Origin of the sequence: Effusibacillus consociatus (genome assembly GCF_042652925.1) — a bacterium.
GTDB lineage: Bacteria > Bacillota > Bacilli > Tumebacillales > Effusibacillaceae > Effusibacillus > Effusibacillus consociatus.
The window spans coordinates 23,723-43,653 of sequence record NZ_JBHSHC010000053.1 but is presented as its reverse complement, the minus strand read 5'-3'; the positions used below and the strand labels follow the sequence as shown (position 1 = coordinate 43,653).

Sequence of the window (19,931 nt, the reverse complement as noted above, 5' to 3'; positions counted from 1 at the left end):
ACGTTCTGTATATCTGAAGATTACCAGAACTAATGTTTGGAGGCAACACTATATTTGAACTCAGCCAAAAATAAAGGAAGGTTGCCTGACTTGCGAAATTCCGGCCGATTTCCAACTCGATTCCGGATTCCGGCCGCTCCAAAAACTCAACCATATTTTGATAAACAGCCTGATTCTCCAATCCGGCAATCACGGTTCTTTTCATGGGTTCGCCACCTGCTTTACCACTTCATCGGGAACTTTCGCAAACGCCACCAATCCCCTTTGCTCAAATGCCAACAATGCAGCCGCCTGTTCAGTCGTGACTTTGATTTTCACTGTGGCAGGCACCGAGTCCCGAACCTCTTTTTCCCTTTCATTTAAAGTTTGGCCGGAACGATTGTTCACTTCAAGAATCGAGACGGTAAAAAGCGGCTGGGCTTGAAATGTGCTTTTATCGAAAAAAAGAACATCTGCAAAATCTCCTTCTCCAAGATCCCCTCCAACACATCGGCTCAGATCAGTCTGAACAGTAAACTCTCTTTCGTTAGCCATAAACGTTACCATTCTTTTGGGTGATACATCATGTTTGGATAAGTACTCATTTGCGGCAATGTCATGTTTGGCGATGAGTCCCTTGATTTCGTTGACATTTCCAATCATCCAGGCTTCACGCTTCGGAACTTCAGCCGTCTCAAACCACTCCTCGGAAAGGACTTGCCCCTTCGGAATTGCGGTTTTGGCTTTTACGATTCGTTCGGTCGAATTTCCGACCGAGGCGAAAGCAAAAGTGAGAGCACCCGCAATCAAGGCGAATACTCCAGTCGTCCACCCCTTCTTGAAGATTCCCCTCACCTCGTTTCCGGAAGGCTAAACACAAAAATAATATACAAAATAATTGGTATAATTGCAATATTTTTTTTGTTATCCCCTCTTTCTGGCACTTTGTTTAAGCTTCCGATATACTCAAGACAGGACAAAAATATGGCTATATATTCGTATACCTTTAAAGAAAACTTGGTCTTCTCCAAGTCTTAAACCAGGATGTCTATCCGGCGTTGTCGCCACATCTTGCAACGTGGCGCTTATACTTGTAAACTTAATTTTTTGAACTTATTCCAAACAAGTATAAAAAAGGAGCGAAGCAGTTGGAACATTACACCGTCGTTGAACTTGCAACCGTTTTAGGAGTCACAGATGCAGCTCTCCGTCAGAAAATCCGAGCAAACGAAATTCCATTTGTGAAGAAAGACGGGAAGAAATCTATCACAACTCAAGATTTCGAGAACTATCTGTATGAAAATCGCTGCTGGAATTTTGAAATTCCGGAATGGAAGGTATATGAGAATTGCAAACGACCGATAAAACCTCAATTTACTAAAATACAGGGCACACTTGCCGTTCTCAAAGAATACGGTATCACCATTGAACAGCGAACTTTAAAACGATGGATTCAGACCAATCAAATCAAAGCCTACAATCTTGGAGGCACGTACTATATTCCGATAGAAATTCTTCGTAAAGATTTATCATGACATTTTCCGGAGGGATGTTTATTATGACCCCAATATATTGTACAATTGAACAACTCTCGACCTTGTTTAAAGTGGACTATTCTTCCTTGCTGGGGATGCTTCATCAAGATGCAAAGAATCATCCGGAGGTTAAAAAATTCAACCGATATGTATTATCCGAAGTTGTTGCCCTGCATAAAACTTCAGTTGAACCAATGGAGATTCAATTAGACACAACTTTCCTTACCTTATACGAAGTCCAGAATTTCTTATCGGAACATCTGGGGCCTATGGTTTATTCAACCGTCCTCCGGAAAGCGGCAAAGGGAGAAATCCCGGCTTTGAAGTTCGGAGACACATACAGAGTGCCTAAACCTATACTGATGAAATATTTACAAGAGAAAAAAATATCGTATCGTTCCCGCAGCACCGAGGGAAAACGCGGTTAATACCTGGGAACATCGCGCAGAAAGTGATAAACATCTTCCATTCGCCGCGATTCCCTAACACGGGTAGCCGCGTAGTGCTCCCACAAGATATCCATCATTCGGGTCTCATCATACAGTTCACCATTCTTTACAACCAGAGGTCTTGGATAATGACCATCCTTCGTGATGATGAGACCCAATGTGTCTTTTGAACTGGTTTGAACGTTACAGATCCAATTCAAAAGATCGGACAGCAACTCTTCATCCATACGATGTCCCAAAATTTGGCCGGAATAGAAACGAACAGACCGCCGTTCTTTTCTGCCTTTCAAAACGAGTTGAATTTCACTTGGTTTCCCGATGGACAACGTAACTTTTCCAGAGTCCTCCTCGACGGAACATCCAAACTTTCTTTCCCACTCCAAGAGGAGGTGCTTCATCCGATCCCACTCGTATTCGATAAAGGTCGTTTTTACTTGCACCTGAAAAGTTCCCTCACTTGATTGACTCATCCGGATACTCCCCTTTGTGTTAATGTGTCACACACTGTGCATGCAATAAATCTTACATCATATTTTTTTCAATTATCAACAGTCAATTTGAAAATTTTATTCTTTTTTTAACTTTCAACGATTGTGTAGAAGACCATAAAGAAAAACCTTTAAAATACTCTGTCTCCACGAGACACCCAGTATTTTAAAGGCTGCTTGAATTGAAAATTATTTCCCTGGTCCGCTTGAAATTTGTTGTCAAACGGTCGAACAGTTTTATTCAACTCTTTATTTTTGAACTGCGCTTTTTCGTTTTGACAGAGGGCTTCAGCTTTTTGGGAGTTCCTTTTTTATCCAGAAACACCCCCATCCATATGTCATCGTCATAACCCTGATCCGATTTAATGGCGCGCATCTTCCGTCCCTCTTCATTAAAGCCCAATTTTTGATAGAGGGCTAACGCAGGCTTGTTTGACCCGCGAACGCCCAGCTCAACTCGTTCAATTCCTCGCTCTGCGGCCCATGAGAATGCTTCTTTGATCAGTGCCTCTCCAATTCCCTGTCCACGGCTTGGAGAATCGATTCCCATCCAAATAGTGGCGTTATGTCCCATCCACGGAACCATGGAACGGTCACACCGAAGCCATCCGCATACATCCCCCTCGGCTGTGACTGCCACTAACGTCAGATGATTGTTGGGCATCGTGTAGTAAAATTGTTGATATAACTGCTCCAGTCCAAAGGGAAGCTTCGAACCAAGCATCACTTGTCCTTCCTTCCCTACTCTTTCCATAAGTTGATACAGCTTCGGAATATCCTGTTCTTGCCAAGTACGTAAGGATACAGTCTCACCATTACGCAAAGTGACAGTTTTCATATCCACCCTCCTAAAAAATCTCTCACGATTCTATATGCGGGAAAGTGGGCATTTGACACGAATTATTCGTTTAACACCTGCGTAATAAACATCGTAGTCTCCTTCGCCAAGTCAATCTCACGAACATTGTGCTCATCCCAATCTTTTTGAAAAAGACGAACGATTGGCCGGGCCGGAAGTCCACCGTGCTGCCCGACAACAACACCAATCTGCCCCGTACTCAGCTTTACAGAAGTACCATTTGGGTAAATTGCAATACACCTTAGAAAAGTGATGACCGTTTCCAAATCGAACCGTTTGCCTGCAAACCCCATAAGAAATTCAGTGGCTTCATGCGGAAGCATTCTTTTTCCGTCTACCCCGGGGCCCGCCACCAAATTATCAAAAAAATTGGCAATTGCCACGATCTTGGCATAACGGTGAATATCTTCTCCCTTTAACTGACGGGGATAACCGGAACCGTCTATACACTCGTGATGCTGGAGGGCCACATGCGGAATTGTAATGCTGAATTCTTTTATCTTCCTTAAGCGTTTGTATCCGCGCCAGGTATGTTGTTTCGAATCGTCTTTGTTTCCCTCCAGACCGTCATCTTCTTCTTTCTTTTGCTCATTCGGCACCTCACACTTTCCGATATCGTGCAGAAGCCCTCCTATTGCCAACTCTTGCAATTGCGCTCTTGGAAGACCAAGATGGACTCCCATTACGGTGGATAACGTACATACTTGCAGGGCATGCATAAACATTGCATTATCCTTTGTTCTTATATCAGTCAGATTCACCAATACTTTTTGATTTCGCATAATCTCATCAATCAAATTTGAAGTAGTTTCCGAAATCGTTTTTGAAGAAATATGCTTCCCCGCCTGTATGCATTGCACTGTTGTTGATAATGACGCCAACGCTTCTCTGCGGGTCTGTTCGGATACAATCTCTTCCATCACAACCTCTGCAAAACGCTCATCTTGAATATAAATAGCCGTCACACCCAATCTACGCAGTGTAGAGAGCATGCCGACCGTCAATTGAACCCCTTTATTTAGCAGTGCCAATCCATCACTTGTGTATATACTTCGAGCCAGAACCATTCCCGGTTCGACGGAATCTATCGAAACATAGCGCATGTCTTTCGGTTCTCCCCCCAAAAAACTTCTTTACTAATAGGATTCGTCGATCTTCCACTTGTGTCCTGTCAAATAGACTGAATGCGTTCATCTTATCTCAACAAGCAAGCGATCTTCTTGAAAGACGCCACCGTGTGCTCCAGTAACGCCTGCAATTCTTCGATGTGATCCTCATCAATTTTTTTAAGAAATGTGATTGTTGCCATATAACTCTGTTGAGAAGTCGAGTAGCTGTTTTCAGTCCGATAAGTGACTTCAATACTTTGTTGAATATGTACTTCCTCTGACCACCAATCCTGCAATGCATTTTCGATCGAACGGATCTTGGATTCGTCACCGTTCCAATCCGGAAAACGGTAACGAATTTGAACCCGGCACCCGGGACGGGAGAAATCCACTAGACGGAGCCTTGCCAGTTCAGAAGCAAAATCGGCCAGGGAGCTCGACAGCTCGACCTCGGCCGTACCGTACTCGTCCTCAGATAACAAAAATTGCATTCGAAATGATCGTCCCATACTGGCCAGATCAACCCGATCTTCTCGTCCCGAAATCCGAATCCGGCCTTCGCGATCTAAATCGTAGAGGCCACCTTCCAAAACAACCTTTAAATTATCAAAAATTGTGGGATCGTACATCTTCCTTTGTCATCTCCCTATTCATACCCCTTTGATTCGTACACCGTCACGCAATCGGAGTTCCGTTAGGAGCAACATCATCCGGCTTTAAAAGAATTACGTCTCCTTTTTCAGGCACTCCCCCCAGCACCAAGACCTCAGAGTCAAATCCTGCAATTCGTCTGGGCGGAAAATTGACAATAGCCACCACTTGTCTTCCCACCAGTGTTTCAGGTGAATATCGTTTGGTGATTTGAGCACTCGACCGTTTTACTCCCAAAGGTCCAAAATCAATTTCGAGCTTTATGGCAGGAACTCGAGCTTCCGGGAAATTCTCCGCCCTTATGATAGTTCCAATACGAATATCCAGTTTTATGAAATCATCAATTGCAGCCATTCCATACCCCTCACTTTTTGGAATTTTAATTTCTAAATTATACCACGAGGTTGCGTTTTCCAAAAAACTTTTCCTGATTTAATCCCAAAATTTAGATATAAGTTTTTTTATAAATAATTTAACAATAATAAAACAGACACAAAAAAACTGTTGCCAAATAATTACTGTTGTCATATAATCAAATTGCTCTCTATCGCGATAGGGATTTATTAAAAATTGTAGAGGAGTTGAAAGTATGAGGAAGAAGTTGGTTTCAAGCCTCACTGCCGGTTTCCTTGTTCTTGCGTCAATCACAGGGGTATCCGCACAGAACTCCACCAAAAAAGCAGACACAGCCTCTACTCCACAGAAAACCCAAATTATCGCAGATCAAAACAAAAACAAACTATTCGACAATCTGGAAGAAATGCTTGTTTCCGTAAAAGAAGGCGACAAGCTCCCCGTTATTGTCATGTTCGATCAAGAATTTAACGATCACGGGTACAGGGATTTGGAAAACAGGATTGGAAGTTTCACTACAAAATTCAAGTATGATGCAGCTTTCCACGGATTTGCTGCGGAATTAACAAAAGGTCAAATCAACGCACTGCAAAAAATGCCGTTTGTCAAACAGGTCGAATACGATATGCCCTTAGAAATCACCATGAATACTGCGAACACTTGGTTCGGCTCCGAAAAGGCGCGGACTGACTTCGGTGTAGACGGAGACCGTGACGGCAATCCGACTTCCTACAGCAAAAATGATGTTGTGGTGGCCATTATTGACACCGGAATTGATGGCTCGCATGTGGACCTTGACGGCGGAAAAATTATCGGATGGAAAGACTTTGTAAACAGTCGGACAACTCCCTATGATGATAACGGGCACGGAACACACGTCGGCGGAATTGTTGCAGGTACCGGCGAAGGCAACACAGCTTACACAGGGGTGGCTCCAGGCGCGGCGCTTGTCGGCATCAAAGTTCTTAACAAACAAGGAAGCGGAAGCATGAGTACAGTTGATGCCGGTATTAACTGGGCTATTCAAAACAAAGACACTTACGGTATCAAAGTAATTAACCTCTCCCTTGGGACTAGCGGAAGTTCGGATGGAACAGATTCCACTTCCACGGCAGTCAATAACGCCTACGCTAACGGCATCCTGCCGGTAGTAGCAGCCGGAAACTCCGGTCCGGCCCGTTATACCATCGGATCACCCGGGGCTGCGAAAGACGCTTTAACGGTTGGCGCTTTCGCAGACGTTGGTGAAATGGGCTTTAACGTGACCGATTTCTCAAGCCGCGGTCCAACACAAGACAATCGGATCAAACCCGATATAATGGCTCCCGGGTATAACATTACCGCTCCCAAGACGAACTCGACCAATCAGTACATTACGTACAGCGGCACTTCAATGGCAACTCCGTTCACCGCTGGCGTGGCCGCATTGATGCTGGATGCGGACTATACTTTGAGCCCCGCAGGCTTAAAAACCAAAATTACCGGGACCGCACAAGACTGGGGACCTGCAGGCCAGGACATCGACTACGGATACGGCCGTCTGCAGGCCTATGAGGCGATTAAATCCGCCGGCAGTTACACCGGTACAGGTCCTGACGTCCCGTCCCATACCTTCACAAGCGGTGCGTTGGCTTCCAGCGGAGCTTCAAAAACCTATTCTCTAAACGTAACTTCCACTGCCTATCCGGTTGCAACTACCCTAATCATCAAAAATTGGACCAGCGGCTTTTTTGGCGGCTCGCCCGATTTCGACCTCTACGTATACAATCCAAGCGGCACACTGGTTGGCCAAGCGGAAGGCACGAATCGACAAGAGCTTGTCACCTTTAAACCAACCGTTACCGGTACCTACACCATCAAAGTGTATTCGTACAGCGGTTCGGGTGATTATTTGCTCGATATGAGTTCCAAGTAAACCAAGCCGGGCAGCAAATAGGCACGCCTGATTAAAGGCGTGCCTGCTCTCGTTACAATAATTTTCCGGTGGTCATTAGTGAGTGAATCCATCAGGAGGAACCGCCGCGTCTGGCAGCCCGGCCCCTTTTTCCACGAGTTTCACCCGCAGTTTATCAACCATATAAGTCCCAAGCATCTGATAAATCTCTTCGCGGGTCATGTCAGTAATCAAAGCCAGCATCTCTTCCCGTGTCAGTTCGGATAAAATGCCCGACACGATAATCAACACGTCTTCTTCGTCACCGGTGAGTTGATTTTTATAGAGCTCGTACAACTGATCAATAAAATTCATTTGAGACACCTCGTCTCTTTCAGGATACCATATACAGAATTCGACCGCTACTTAATGCTTATTCATCTTCTGCCCGATAAAGGCTTCCAACCGATAAATCGGAAGCCCAAGCTTTGCAAATTTTTCTTCATATTCGGTCATCACGTTGTTTTCACAATCACTATTATGCAGGTCGAATGTTATATTCCGGAGTCGCCAGCCGGCTTCAGCAAAAGAGTCTAAGGAGAACTCAAATAACTTCCGATTATCCGTCTTGAAATGAATTTCCCCATCCGGTTTCAATATCTGGCGATACTTCACAAGAAACGGATTGGACGTAAGCCTCCGATCTGCATGCTTCTTCTTTGGCCATGGATCACTAAAGTTCAAATAGACCCGGTCTACCTCTTCTTCTCCAAATATCTCGAGTATATTCGTCACGTCAAAGCATATGAGGGCCAAATTCGTTACATTCAGATTCCTTTTCTTTTCATAAGCCCGCAAAATCACTTCCGGATACTTCTCGATGCCGATATAATTGATCTCCGGATTGAGGGAGGCCAGCGTTGAAATAAATTGTCCTCTTCCGATGCCCAACTCTACATGCAAGGGGGCCGTTCTGCCAAAAAACTCATCGGCCCATTTTCCCCGATATCGTTCAGGGTCTTGTACAAATTCATTTTGCAATTCGTTAAAACATTCCCGTTTTCTCTGCTTCTCCCGAATCCGCATCCACACTCACCCGCCGATACAACATCTTTCCCACTATTATATAGAAAACTTCGGTTTCGCCAAGTGATGAAAGCGGGTGCATTTATTCTTTCCAGCAGGGAAAAAGAAAAAACCTTCGATTCTGGAGAGCGCTGCGATCTCAAGCGGCCTCGTTGTTCGAAGGGTTTACGCATATTTTTCAACTTGTCCTGCCCTTAATTTCTTTATAACTTCAATGAATGGTTCCACCAGTTCCGGATCAAACTGGGTCCCCGCACAACGCCGGAGTTCATCGATCGCCTCCGGAATGGTTTTTGTCTTTTGGTAAGGACGATTCGTTGTCATTGCATCGAAACTGTCTACAATCGTGAGAATCCGGGCAGACAATGGAATATTGGCTCCGGTTAGTCCGTCCGGATATCCTTTTCCATCATACCGTTCATGATGATGTCGAATAATCGGAAGACAGGGAGCCAGTGCCCGAATCGGTCGGACAATCTCCTCTCCCCAAATTACATGCATCTTCATGATTTCCCATTCTTCCTCAGTCAAACGGGATTTTTTATTCAGTATATCGGTTGGAACTTCCACTTTCCCGATATCGTGAAGCAGCGCCCCGTAACGGATGATTTTAATCTCTTCCTCCGAAAGTCCAATCTTTCGGGCAAGAGCTTCCGCGTATTCCATGTCCCTTTCCGTATGCCCGTATGTATAACGGTCTTTTGAATTGATAATGGTGAGGAAGGTTTTAATTGTTTGGATCAATTCGGTTTCCTCAGAGCCAAATTGAAAATGGGAATTTAACTCGTCAACGACAGAGGAATACAATTGCACCTTATTGCGGCTTGTATATTTCACTTTGTAGAGGGCCTCATCCGCCAAAATGATTAAATTTTCTTTCGAGCTCGCCATATCGGGATAAGAGGACACACCAATCGAAACCGTGATTCGTTGTTTCGGCATATGTTCGATACCATCAAAATTGTGTTCAGAGACACCTAGCCGAATGGATTCAGCGACAGCAAGTGCCTCGTCCCCTCCTTGACCGGGAAGAATCACCGCAAACTCTTCCCCGCCATACCGGCAGAAAATCCCTTGGTCAGGAATGTGCTTACTGATGACTTCGGATACCTCTTGCAAGAGCTTGTCCCCCTGGGGATGGCCGTACATATCGTTGTAGATCTTGAAGTAATCGAGATCCAATAAAAGCAAAGACACGGTGTCCCCATCCATGATCACTTCAGTCAGCTTTTCCTGAAAGTAACGGTGGTTATAAAGCCCTGTCAGTTCATCCTTTATCGATAAAGATCGAAAATGATCATACATTTCGTAATAATGGCGGTAGGTGACTCCCAGAAACCACAATATGATGCTAAGCAGGATGACTCCGCCCATTCCTTCTGCTTCAACAACAATTGTCATTAAGAGACCGAATGTCATCATCGTGCAGTAAATAAGAACTGATTGCTTTTCAAGTAATTTCCGCAGAGTTTCCTGAATGGGTGCTCCACTGCGAATCGTCATGTAAAAACTGATAAGGAATACGTTAGTGAAAAAATATACAAAGGCGAAAGACAGATAAGTATTGGATTCCTGCAGATCGAAAAAACCAATCCTGCCGCCCGCCATTTGAAAGGCGCATAAAGCGGCAAAAGCCGATAGCCCAAACTGCACACTGTTGAATAAAATGAGATTCCAGCTCTTTGGACGGTTGATGATGATGATGGTTGCCATCAGCAGCACGATAAGAAAGATAGGTTCAATCCCGTACAAAATTCCCGCTGTAAATAACAAAGGAGTAACAATAGATAAACGTTCACCAGAAGGAAGTCTTATTTGCCTCAATTCAAACAGGGTAGCGATTCCTGTTAACGTCACAATCGCTACCCATTCTTTATTGGTAATTTCTCGAAAATTGGCATAAAAGAGGATCCCAAAAATGGTATAACATAGAACCTCGTACAAACAAAGAACATGCTTTCTGTTAAGTCCCATTGACGACACTCCCCTGAATGGGAGATCTCCTCTTGACCATAACCTTTTGAATAAAGATAAATACCCCTACACTAAACAGGATGTCTCCTAAGCTCACCAATACCTCATGCGGATAAGGAGCATGAAGGTAAAAAATGTCCCCCAACAAATTCAGGTGAGTATCACTGGACATCGCAATATGTTTCCCCGACTCGCCCGCTGATAGACTAGATAGTTTCTCCGGAGCAAACTGCCCAACCACTGAAGCATCCACAGGCATTCGTCCACCATTCGCCGTCATGACAAGGAGATTCAAAAAAAGTCCGGTTTGGATCCACCGAAAGCCCAGTTGATTGCGATTCAGATAACTAAAAAGCAGTAACAAGCCGTAACTTAAGGGAACCGCAAAATTTAAAAAGGAAGGATTGAATATTATAATAGCATATTGAAGAAGAAATGCCAAAACAATCAGCCAGAGAGAACCGAGTTCCACATTCAGCAGGTCGCGAAACTTTCCGCCACGAATCTTTGCGACTAAAATCCCTAAAACAAAACCGTCAATTATCACGTATACACACCCTATTTCATGGAAAGAGCCGGGCAGCCCCGGCTCCCATAAAGATTAGAAACGGATTGAATAACTGAGAGCATAACCGGAAACGGCAGCCATTGCAAACATTGTCGCAAGAATAGCAAAACCAACTGCTTTCTTCATTCGCTTTCCCCCCCTTACTGAACGGATATAGAACTTACTGTAAATTCGAGATCAGTTTGATTAACTAGAATTTACGATCAAACGATCGCTCGATAATCCTATAATACTAGCAAACCAGCAAAAATGTTGTCGAAATTTGTAAGATACTAAAACTTTTTTACCATTTTTAAGAGATAAATTTTGATACATGATTCAATAAAACAACGGAACCTCCCTTACCCAAGAGAGGCTCCAATACTTTCCTTTATTGAACTTGAGCTGCCAGTTGTTCCATCTCATCCAGCAATTTCTTAAACACTTCTAACGCATCCCGTACAGGTTTTGGGGAAGTGATATCAACTCCTGCACCCTGCAAAAGGTTGATCGAGTAATCAGAACTTCCACCCTTTAAGAAATTAATGTATCGCTCGACGGCAGGGGTGCCCTCGGTTAGAATCTGTTGGGACAGTGCAGTCGCTGCAGAGAATCCCGTTGCATACTTGTACACATAGAACGCATTGTAGAAGTGAGGAATTCTGGCCCACTCCATATCAATTTCCTCATCCACCACCATATCCGGCCCATAATATTTCAAGTTCAGTTCTCGATAGATCTGACACAACAATTCCGGTGTGAGTGGTTCACCCGCTTCCACTTTCTCGTGGGTAATCTTTTCGAATTCTGCAAACATGGTTTGACGGAATACAGTTCCTCTGAATGCTTCCAACTGATGATTAATCAGATACATCCTTTCGCGGGGATCGGTGGTGGTCTCCAATAAGTGATGCAGTACCAGTGCTTCGTTACACGTCGATGCCACTTCCGCCACAAAAATCGTATAGTCTGCATACGTGAAAGGCTGGGTAGTGTTCGTGTAATAGGAATGGATGGCATGGCCCATTTCATGAGCAAGGGTAAACATGTTGTTCATATTGTCCTGCCAATTCATGAGAACAAAAGGATGTGTACCGTAAGCGCCCCAGGAATATGCCCCGCTGGTCTTGCCTTCATTCTCAAACACGTCGATCCATCGGGAATTAAAGCCCTCCTGCAGGATCTTCCCGTATTCCTCCCCCAAAGGTGCCAACCCCTTGGCAATCATTTGCTTCGCTTCCTCAAAGGTAATTTTGAATTCCACATCCTTTACGATAGGAGCGAAGAGATCGTACATATGCAGCTCCTCCACACCCAACAACTTCTTGCGGAGCCTTACATAGCGATACATTTCAGGCAAAAACTCATGTACGGCTTGAATCAGGTTGTCATAGACTTCAACCGGAATATTCTCGCCATCCATCGCAGCATGCCGAGCCGATTCGTATTTTCGAACCCTTGCATAGAACACATCTTTCTTAATACTTGCATGCAATATAGCGGCCAGCGTGTTCTTTTGCTTGCGGTACGTTTCGTAGAGCGCTTCGAACGCATCTTTTCTTACCCGACGGTCTTTGCTCTCCAGGAGCTGGATATATCGGCCCTTTGTCAGTTCAATCTCATAGCCGTTTTCATCTTTGATAGTTGGAAATTTGATGTCAGCATTGTTCAGCATTCCGAAGATTGTCCCCGGACCTTGGGCTAACTCCCCCGCTTGAGCCAGGAGCAGTTCTTCAACAGGTGACAGAATATGTTCTTTGGAACGCAGTATTTCGTGAATCACAAAGTGATAAAGTTCTAAACCCGTTTCTTCAGACATGAACCTCTTAAGGGTTTCTTCCGGAATGGATAAAATCTCCGGCGTGATAAAAGCGGTTGCACTGGACGCTTGTACACTAAGTGTAGCCGCACGGTCTGTAAGGGCTTGGTAAACCGTGTTTGTATTGTCCTCATCGCGGCGCATGCGGGCATAGGCATAAAGTCGGCCCATTTTCTCAGCCAGTTGGTCCTGGACCTTGAGACAATCAAGCAGATTCTGCGCCGATTCGGCCAATTTCCCTTCAAATCCCTGGATCTTTACGATGTGACTCTTGATCTCCTGATAATCCTGCTCCCACTTTTCGGTTGAAGCATAGATATCTTCCAACTTCCATTTCATTTCGTCCGGAATTTCATTTCTTTTGGGAAGCCGGTTTGTGGCAACGGTCATATGTATCATCCTCCTATTCGATCCATACAGCTGCATATGCAGTTTTTCCCATTATAACATACAGAAAACTTGGCATTCGCCAAGACTGTGACTTAGGTGAATGCTATCATCTATTTCACCCATATTAAAACAATTATATTCTTTGACAGAACGAAAGATGTTTACAGAAAGAATGAGAATCATGAAAAAAGAGCTATCATAAGATTAATGGTCTTAAATCACTTATTTGTGTGTATTTGAAGTGAAAAGCGGGTCTTTTTTCACAAAAAACACACGTGCAAATATTTTCAAATCCAAGTAGTATCATAACAACAATTGAATCTAGCCTAATTCTGGCAGCAGCCAGGAGCGGAGGAACCAATCACGTGGGGTTAATCCTGAATGATCAGGAGGGATGAGATGAACTTCTCTGCCATCCTACCCGTCAGCTAACTTCGTAAGCTAAAGCAGGGAAGGTCCATTGGCCTATCCAATTCGTTTGCGATGGTCTTTTTTATTTTTTATCGCACTTTAACTGGTTAGGTAACGGTCTTGGTTGACTACGTACTGGAGAAACGGGAGTGGTTTCTTGGGTATGCGGTGGACCGATACAGACTTTTTCTGTGGAGCTTCGGTTCTTAAGGAAAAGTAGGTGTCGGTTCTTTTTATTTCGCTGATGTGACGGATTTATGAAAATCTGTAGGTTTATGTGTATTAAAGAATTTGGAGCAGTCCGTTTAGGGTATTCTAACTACGTAATTAAGCGGAAGCTCTTGGGAGGCAAAAGATTAATGGAGAGCCAAAGACTCAGAAGAATCCTGATTGGACGACCCTTGAAGTCCACCGAGATCGAATCAGAAAAAATGCCGGTGTGGAAGGCGTTGCCGATTTTATCGTCAGACGCTCTTTCATCTGTTGCGTACGGAACGGAACAGATTCTGCTTGAATTGGCTACCGTCGGAGCCGTGGCGTTCTCTTTTTCGTTACCCATTGCAACGGCGATTATTTTACTTATCGGAGTCTTGGTTGTCAGCTACCGTCAAGTAATTGACGCGTATCCGCAAGGAGGCGGCGCTTACATGGTAGCCAAGACAAACTTGGGACCTATGTGGGGACGTCTGGCGGGTGTCTCTCTGTTAATTGATTATGTATTAACAGTGGCTGTTTCCATAGCAGCCGGAGTTCAAGCAATCACGTCCGCATTTCCAGTAACAATACCGTATGTAATACCGATAGCTGTAGCTCTTGTCTGGATCATGGTTTGGATGAATCTCCGAGGCACATCTGAAGCGGGAACAGTTTTCGCTTTGCCAACCTATTTGTTTATCTTTTGTATGCTTTCTCTAGTGGGAAAAGGTGCTTTCGACTTGCTGACGGGTTCGGGGCATTCCGTGCAACAGATTGCTCCTCCGACCACAATCCCTTCCGGGTTGACGTTGTTTGTCCTGCTGAAAGCTTTTTCTTCCGGTTGTTCGGCGGTTACGGGTATAGAGGCAATTTCCAACGCTGTACCGCACTTTCGAACCCCTTCGCAGCGCAACGCGAAACTTACAATGCTTACATTAGGGATGTTATTGGCGGTAATCTTTGGCGGGGTAACCATCTTTTCATTAGCTTACGGTGTCCACCCGGATCCGAAAGGGCACACTTCTGTGCTGTCGATGGTTGCGGAGAACGCATTTGGACGAGGCGGAATGTATTTCGCTATTCAAATCGCCACAATGTTGATTTTGGTATTAGCAGCTAACACCAGTTTTAGCGGCTTTCCGATTCTTGCTTCGATTATGGCGCAGGACAAAAACTTCCCGCGAATGTTTGCCCATCGAGGGGACCGTTTAGCCTACAATTATGGGATTATTACGTTAGGTGTGTTATCCAGTCTCCTGTTGATCCTGTTCAACGGAAAAACGGATCTTCTGATCCCGCTCTACGCAATTGGGGTATTTTTATCGTTTACCATGGCACAGAGCGGACTCATTCTAAAATGGGTGCGAGAACGGAATAAAGGATGGCAGCGCCGGGTGTTCATAAATGGAGTTGGAGCTGTTGTTACGTTTGTTGTGCTAATGATTTTCAGCGTCACCAAATTTTCGGAAGGCGCATGGATCGTGATCGTCTTGACACCTATTTTGCTATGGGTAATTACCAAAATCCACCGTCATTACGAAGCAGTGGGAACTCAATTGCGGATTGATTTAAAGGATCCCCTTCCTCAAAAAGAATCCGTCATAATTGTACCTGTTGCAGGAATCCATCGAGTCGTCGCATCGACCATTGCTTATGCCAAGACACTCTCTCCGAGAGTAGTTGCTTTTTACGTGGCGTTTTCTGAGGAAGAGGCAGATCAAATGAAGGAAAAATGGGAGCAATGGAACTCTGGGGTTCGGCTTGTAACCTTCGTATCCAGATATCGAACCATCGTCGAACCTCTTGTCGAATTTGTGGAGCGGGTCGATTGCCGTGTAGATCCAAACGATACGGTTATGGTGTTGTTGCCGCAGTTTGTCCCCAAGAAGTTCTGGCATCGTGTGCTTCACAACCAGTCTGCGTTCCGAATTCGGTCTAAGCTTTTGGGGCGGAAGAATGTCGTTGTTGCAACCTTGCCTTACCATTTGCATGAGTAAAGCATAACAAAGAAGTGGTTGCAGAATAAACTGCAACCACTTCTTTGTTATTCGTTAAGAACCGCTTTTCGGTTACGCGTCTGCAGGTATTGGATAACCAGTTCAACACCGATTATTCCCAGACCAACAATATCAGTCAGTGTGCCTGGCATAATTAACAGTAACCCGGCAATCGTTAAAATGATTCGTTCCCAACCGGGCATGCGACGGAACCAGAAGCCGATCAACCCCGCGCTGACAGCGATCATTCCAATGAAAGATTTGGCTACAACCCACGTACCTTCTACCCACGTTGTATCTACAAGCAGCAGGGCCGGTGACAAGACAAACATATACGGAATGATAAACGCCGATATTGACAGCCGTGTCGACTCGACACCCGTGCGGATCGGTTTACTCTTGGCAATTCCCGAAGCGGCAAATGCAGCTAAAGCTACGGGCGGTGTAATGTCTGCCACAATACCGAAATAGAAAGTAAACATGTGGGCCGACAATGCAGGATAGCCCAATGCGATAATCGCAGGCGCTGCAATTGTAGACGTGATAATGTAGTTAGCGGTGGTAGGCACACCCATGCCCAGGATCAAAGAAGCAATCATCGTGAGGATCAGCGTTGGCAGAATGACTCCACCTGACAGCTCAAGCAATCCATTGGCAAATTTCAAACCTACTCCCGTAAGGGTAACCACTCCTACAATGATCCCAGCAGCCGCAGTAGCCGCAACTACCCCGAGAGCTGCCTTTGCCCCATTTTCAAATGCGATCAGAATATCCTTAAGGGACATGCGAGTTTCTTTACGGAAAGCCCCAACCACAATAGCTGCCACTATTCCATACAGTGCCGACCGAATCGGTGTGACACCAATACTTGAGAGCACAATGATTACCACAATTGGCAACAGTAAATATATTTTTTTAAATACTTCTTTGCGGTTCGGCATTTCTTCTTCAGTCAATCCACGAAGTCCGGTGCGTCTAGCCTCAAAATGAACCATCATCCAAATCCCAGCAAAGAACAGAATCGCGGGTATTGCTGCAGCCATTGCAATATCCCAGTAATTCATACCGATAAATTCCGCCATTAAAAAGGCAGCGGCTCCCATAATCGGAGGCATGATTTGTCCACCGGTTGAAGAAGAGGCTTCCACACCCGCCGCAAATTCCGAACGGTAGCCCAGTCTTTTCATTAAAGGAATGGTAAATGCTCCGGATTGGACTACATTGGCAACGGAGCTTCCACTAATGGTACCTTGTAAGGCACTCGAGAATACAGTTACTTTAGCCGGACCGCCAATCCTCCTCCCCGCGATCGCCAGGGCCAGATCATTAAAATAGTCACCTACGCCCGTTTTTTCAAGGAAGGCTCCAAATAGAATAAACAGGAAGATAAAGGAGGATGAAACCCCAATCGGAACACCGAGTATTCCTTCTGTACCAAAGTACATGTGCCCGATTAGTCTTTCTATACTTACTCCACGATGCTGCAAAAATCCAGGCAGTTCTCTTCCGTATAATGCATACAGCAAAAAAAGTACTGCAATTACAACTATCGGCCAGCCTACAACTCGTCTGGCCGCTTCTAAAACAAGCAGGATCGCTAAACCTCCAACCAGTAAGTCAGTATCGGTGAATGCACCTATCCTTGTGACCAACCCATCATATTCGATCAACCAGTAGAGACCCACACCAACACCTAATATTGCAAGAATCCAGTCCCAAATCGGAATTCGGTGCCAATTCCCTTTTCGTAATACAGGGAACAATAGATAGATCAAACCTAGCCCGAAAGCCAAGTGAATGGACCGAAGAATTTGTTCAGGCGGCGGTATAAAAATGGATACATACAGTTGGTACACAGTAAATCCGATGGCAAATAACGTTACAAACCAACGTACGAAACCGGCAAGTTCTCTAAAAGACGATTCTTTATCATATTGAGCAATCACTTTTTGAATTTCTGCTTCGTTTATCTGTTGGGATTGATTATGATCTCCCACTTGGATAACCTCCTTTCAACCCTCTGCCAGGCCGTTTCTTTTGCCGCTTGAAATCGCAGCCATGACCCGGGCGGACTAAGATCCGCTAACGAGATTTCCCTATTATTCACTTTGAGAATGTGCGTACCGACCATTTGAGCGATTCTTTGATCAAAAAACGGAAACCTGCGATTCATGTTTCCAATAATAAACTTGCCATTCTCTTCGGTAAAAGTTTGGCCCGGTTCCAAATCAGAAGAAACACCAACTCCATACGATTCAAAAACAACCTCATCCAAAACAATATTCATATTATCATCTATAGAATATTTTTCTATTATGGGCGTCCGATGAATCGAGTGAGTATATTGAACAGAAAATTTGCTATCCGAATCCATCGGGATGGAAAGCAAAACTTGATTACTGATCCCTTGTCTCAATGTCAACACGGTAAAAAAAGGTGTATTAAGTAAAGCAACAACTATGATCAAAATGATGCCCGCCAGAACTATTAGAAAGCCTCGTCTCTTTACTACCATATGTCCACTTTTACCCGAAAAATTACCGGGGAACAGAGCCCCCGGTCCTTCTTACTTCTTTACTCCCTTTTCGTTAAAGTACTTGGCAGCTCCGGGATGGAGTTCCAGACTTACCCCTTCAAGGGCCTTTTCAAGTTTAATTTCTTTACCTTTTGCGTGAACATTGCCTAAGGTGTCAAGATTTTCAAAGATTGCCTTGGTTACGTCATACACAACTTTTTCGCCAAGCTCACCACGAGCAACCAGCATCGATTTGACTGCAACAGTCTTAACTTCTTCGTTTTGACCGGTATAAGTCTTTGCCGGGATTGTAACGCTTGAGTAGTATGGGTATTTTTCAATCAACTTCTTGGCTTGATCAGCATCTACATTTAGAACGCGTACACCCTTCGTTGCACCCAATTCCGATACTGCAGAAGTGGGAATACCCGCTGTTTGAAAGGCCGCATCAAGGGTTCCGTCTTTTAGACCACTGGTCGACTCGGCGAAAGAAAGGCGCTGTACTTTCAGATCGTCAAATTTTAATCCATAAACTTCAAGAATTTGTTGTGCGTTGGCTTCCGTACCGCTCCCCGCAGATCCTACAGATACCTTCTTGCCTTTCAAGTCAGCTACAGTTTTGATAGGACTGTTTGCAGGAACAACGATCTGAACCGTTTCATTATACAAAGAAGCAATTACTTTCAGGTTCTTGATGGCTCCCTTGTCTTTAAACATCTGCGTACCTTTTGAGGCATAATCTGCAATATCCCCTTGGGTAAATGCAAAATCCACCGAACCATCTTTGATCAGACGCATATTCTCAACAGAAGCATTCGTTGTTTGAGCGTTTGTCGGAATGCCGACTTTATTCGAAATAATTTGAGCCATTGAGCCACCCAGCGGAGAATAGGTTCCAGACGTCCCTCCGGTAGCAATAACCATTTGTGCTGGCTTGTCGCCCTGCTTCGGCGCACCGCCACCCTGCTTGCCTTCATCCTTACCGGCAGAACCGCAGCCAGTGAGAACCATCGCTAATGTCATAGTTGCTGCTAAGCCTGTAAACCACTTTTTCTTTTTCACGCAATGAACCCCCTTAATCGTATGTAGGTACCTTTTTAATGATACTATTGGTTGTTCGGGTTAAGCAAACCAGTATGGAAATTAAAAATTTTTTGACGATCTTCAATTTTTTGGAACATAGCGCTGCAGGTGGAATTTAAGTTGAAATCCCGGGTCTCGTATGTTCAAATTACAATAGTAGCTTTGTACTCACTAACTTGAAAAAAGGAGTTCCCCATGAATTACGATCCAAATGTAATCCCCTATGAAATGATCGGTGGCGAAAAGACCATTCGAAAATTGGTAAAAGCCTTCTACGCACGAGTTCGCATTCATCCGGATCTTGCTCCGATTTTCCCGGGGGATTGGGACGAAACCGAACGAAAGCAATATATGTTTCTTACTCAATTTCTTGGAGGTCCGCCATTGTACAGCCAGGAATTCGGGCACCCAATGCTCCGCGCCCGACATCTTCCGTTCCCGGTAACTCCTAAACGCGCGGAAGCATGGCTGTCGTGCATGCAGCAAGCCATGAATGACATTAAACTCGAAGGCGACATACGCCAGTATATTTGGGAACGATTGGTACAGACGGCTCACCACATGATCAATTCGAATGACGAATAATGCCGGTAATGTCATAGAAAAAGGTATCTGGT

General features: G+C 44.7%; 20 protein-coding genes and 1 riboswitch. Of the genes, 5 read left to right on the top strand and 15 right to left on the bottom strand.

Features of this window, described 5'->3' with window-relative positions:
• Together ACFO8Q_RS08280 and ACFO8Q_RS08275 are read right to left on the bottom strand one after the other, a co-directional pair.
• The coding region (locus tag ACFO8Q_RS08280; RefSeq protein WP_380025301.1) for a hypothetical protein at nt 1-205 on the bottom strand (205 nt) is incomplete at its 3' end.
• Nucleotides 202-789, bottom strand: a complete 588-nt coding sequence (locus tag ACFO8Q_RS08275; protein ID WP_380025300.1) for an RcpC/CpaB family pilus assembly protein — start codon at nt 787-789, stop codon at nt 202-204. The genes ACFO8Q_RS08280 and ACFO8Q_RS08275, both read right to left, overlap by 4 nt.
• Before the next feature lie 338 nt (nt 790-1,127).
• Between ACFO8Q_RS08275 and ACFO8Q_RS08270 the strand changes: the two genes are divergently transcribed.
• A complete protein-coding gene (locus ACFO8Q_RS08270) occupies nt 1,128-1,514 on the top strand; it encodes a helix-turn-helix domain-containing protein (RefSeq protein ID WP_380025299.1) in 387 nt (128 codons plus the stop codon).
• Between the two features lie 23 nt (nt 1,515-1,537).
• On the top strand, nt 1,538-1,942 hold the full coding sequence (locus ACFO8Q_RS08265; RefSeq protein WP_380025298.1) for a MerR family transcriptional regulator: 405 nt from the start codon (nt 1,538-1,540) through the stop codon (nt 1,940-1,942).
• Here the strand turns inward: ACFO8Q_RS08265 and ACFO8Q_RS08260 are convergent.
• The 5 genes from ACFO8Q_RS08260 to csaA form a co-directional block, all read right to left on the bottom strand.
• A complete protein-coding gene (locus tag ACFO8Q_RS08260) occupies nt 1,939-2,433 on the bottom strand; it encodes a hypothetical protein (protein WP_380025297.1) in 495 nt (164 codons plus the stop codon). The two genes, ACFO8Q_RS08265 and ACFO8Q_RS08260, sit on opposite strands and share 4 nt — an antisense overlap.
• 259 nt (nt 2,434-2,692) lie before the next feature.
• Entirely contained in the window at nt 2,693-3,289 is a 597-nt protein-coding gene (locus ACFO8Q_RS08255) for a GNAT family N-acetyltransferase (RefSeq protein ID WP_380025296.1), read from the bottom strand.
• A 62-nt stretch (nt 3,290-3,351) separates the two neighbouring features.
• The gene (locus ACFO8Q_RS08250) at nt 3,352-4,413 is read right to left on the bottom strand and encodes an HD-GYP domain-containing protein (RefSeq protein ID WP_380025295.1); all 1,062 of its coding nucleotides are present in this window, start codon (nt 4,411-4,413) and stop codon (nt 3,352-3,354) included.
• Nucleotides 4,414-4,505: 92 nt separating this feature from the next.
• Nucleotides 4,506-5,048, bottom strand: a complete 543-nt coding sequence (locus tag ACFO8Q_RS08245) for a hypothetical protein (RefSeq protein ID WP_380025294.1) — start codon at nt 5,046-5,048, stop codon at nt 4,506-4,508.
• A gap of 46 nt (nt 5,049-5,094) precedes the next feature.
• Entirely contained in the window at nt 5,095-5,424 is a 330-nt protein-coding gene (gene csaA, locus ACFO8Q_RS08240) for a chaperone CsaA (protein WP_380025293.1), read from the bottom strand.
• Nucleotides 5,425-5,659: 235 nt separating this feature from the next.
• Between csaA and ACFO8Q_RS08235 the strand changes: the two genes are divergently transcribed.
• Complete coding sequence (locus ACFO8Q_RS08235) at nt 5,660-7,339, top strand: S8 family serine peptidase (protein ID WP_380025292.1); 1,680 nt, start codon at nt 5,660-5,662, stop codon at nt 7,337-7,339.
• 75 nt (nt 7,340-7,414) lie between these two features.
• Here ACFO8Q_RS08235 and ACFO8Q_RS08230 read toward each other — a convergent pair whose 3' ends face one another.
• The 5 genes from ACFO8Q_RS08230 to pepF all read right to left on the bottom strand — a co-directional run bounded on the left by ACFO8Q_RS08230 (nt 7,415) and on the right by pepF (nt 13,113).
• Nucleotides 7,415-7,672: a DUF6154 family protein gene (locus ACFO8Q_RS08230; protein WP_380025291.1), complete on the bottom strand. Its 258-nt coding sequence runs from the start codon at nt 7,670-7,672 to the stop codon at nt 7,415-7,417.
• 51 nt (nt 7,673-7,723) lie between these two features.
• Nucleotides 7,724-8,383 (bottom strand): tRNA (guanosine(46)-N7)-methyltransferase TrmB, encoded by a 660-nt coding sequence (trmB, locus tag ACFO8Q_RS08225; RefSeq protein WP_380025290.1) that lies wholly within the window; start codon nt 8,381-8,383, stop codon nt 7,724-7,726.
• A gap of 165 nt (nt 8,384-8,548) precedes the next feature.
• Nucleotides 8,549-10,357, bottom strand: a complete 1,809-nt coding sequence (locus ACFO8Q_RS08220) for a diguanylate cyclase (RefSeq protein WP_380025289.1) — start codon at nt 10,355-10,357, stop codon at nt 8,549-8,551.
• Complete coding sequence (locus ACFO8Q_RS08215; protein ID WP_380025288.1) at nt 10,347-10,904, bottom strand: DUF5317 domain-containing protein; 558 nt, start codon at nt 10,902-10,904, stop codon at nt 10,347-10,349. Before ACFO8Q_RS08215 ends, ACFO8Q_RS08220 begins: the two co-directional genes overlap by 11 nt.
• Before the next feature lie 391 nt (nt 10,905-11,295).
• The gene (gene pepF, locus ACFO8Q_RS08210) at nt 11,296-13,113 is read right to left on the bottom strand and encodes an oligoendopeptidase F (protein WP_380025287.1); all 1,818 of its coding nucleotides are present in this window, start codon (nt 13,111-13,113) and stop codon (nt 11,296-11,298) included.
• 313 nt (nt 13,114-13,426) lie between these two features.
• A riboswitch (cyclic di-AMP (ydaO/yuaA leader) is annotated at nt 13,427-13,570 on the top strand.
• A gap of 313 nt (nt 13,571-13,883) precedes the next feature.
• Here pepF and ACFO8Q_RS08205 point away from each other — a divergent pair.
• On the top strand, nt 13,884-15,716 hold the full coding sequence (locus ACFO8Q_RS08205) for an APC family permease (protein WP_380025286.1): 1,833 nt from the start codon (nt 13,884-13,886) through the stop codon (nt 15,714-15,716).
• Between the two features lie 47 nt (nt 15,717-15,763).
• Here the strand turns inward: ACFO8Q_RS08205 and ACFO8Q_RS08200 are convergent, their stop codons facing one another.
• The 3 genes from ACFO8Q_RS08200 to ACFO8Q_RS08190 all read right to left on the bottom strand — a co-directional run bounded on the left by ACFO8Q_RS08200 (nt 15,764) and on the right by ACFO8Q_RS08190 (nt 19,293).
• Complete coding sequence (locus ACFO8Q_RS08200; RefSeq protein WP_380025285.1) at nt 15,764-17,713, bottom strand: TRAP transporter permease; 1,950 nt, start codon at nt 17,711-17,713, stop codon at nt 15,764-15,766.
• Nucleotides 17,683-18,090, bottom strand: a complete 408-nt coding sequence (locus tag ACFO8Q_RS08195) for a DUF1850 domain-containing protein (RefSeq protein ID WP_380025303.1) — start codon at nt 18,088-18,090, stop codon at nt 17,683-17,685. Before ACFO8Q_RS08195 ends, ACFO8Q_RS08200 begins: the two co-directional genes overlap by 31 nt.
• Nucleotides 18,091-18,282: 192 nt before the next feature.
• Nucleotides 18,283-19,293: a TAXI family TRAP transporter solute-binding subunit gene (locus tag ACFO8Q_RS08190; RefSeq protein WP_380025284.1), complete on the bottom strand. Its 1,011-nt coding sequence runs from the start codon at nt 19,291-19,293 to the stop codon at nt 18,283-18,285.
• A gap of 216 nt (nt 19,294-19,509) precedes the next feature.
• On the opposite strand from ACFO8Q_RS08190, the gene ACFO8Q_RS08185 reads away from it, so the two are divergent.
• Nucleotides 19,510-19,899, top strand: coding sequence for a globin domain-containing protein (locus ACFO8Q_RS08185; RefSeq protein WP_380025283.1), 390 nt, complete (start codon nt 19,510-19,512; stop codon nt 19,897-19,899).
• Nucleotides 19,900-19,931 lie beyond the last annotated feature (32 nt).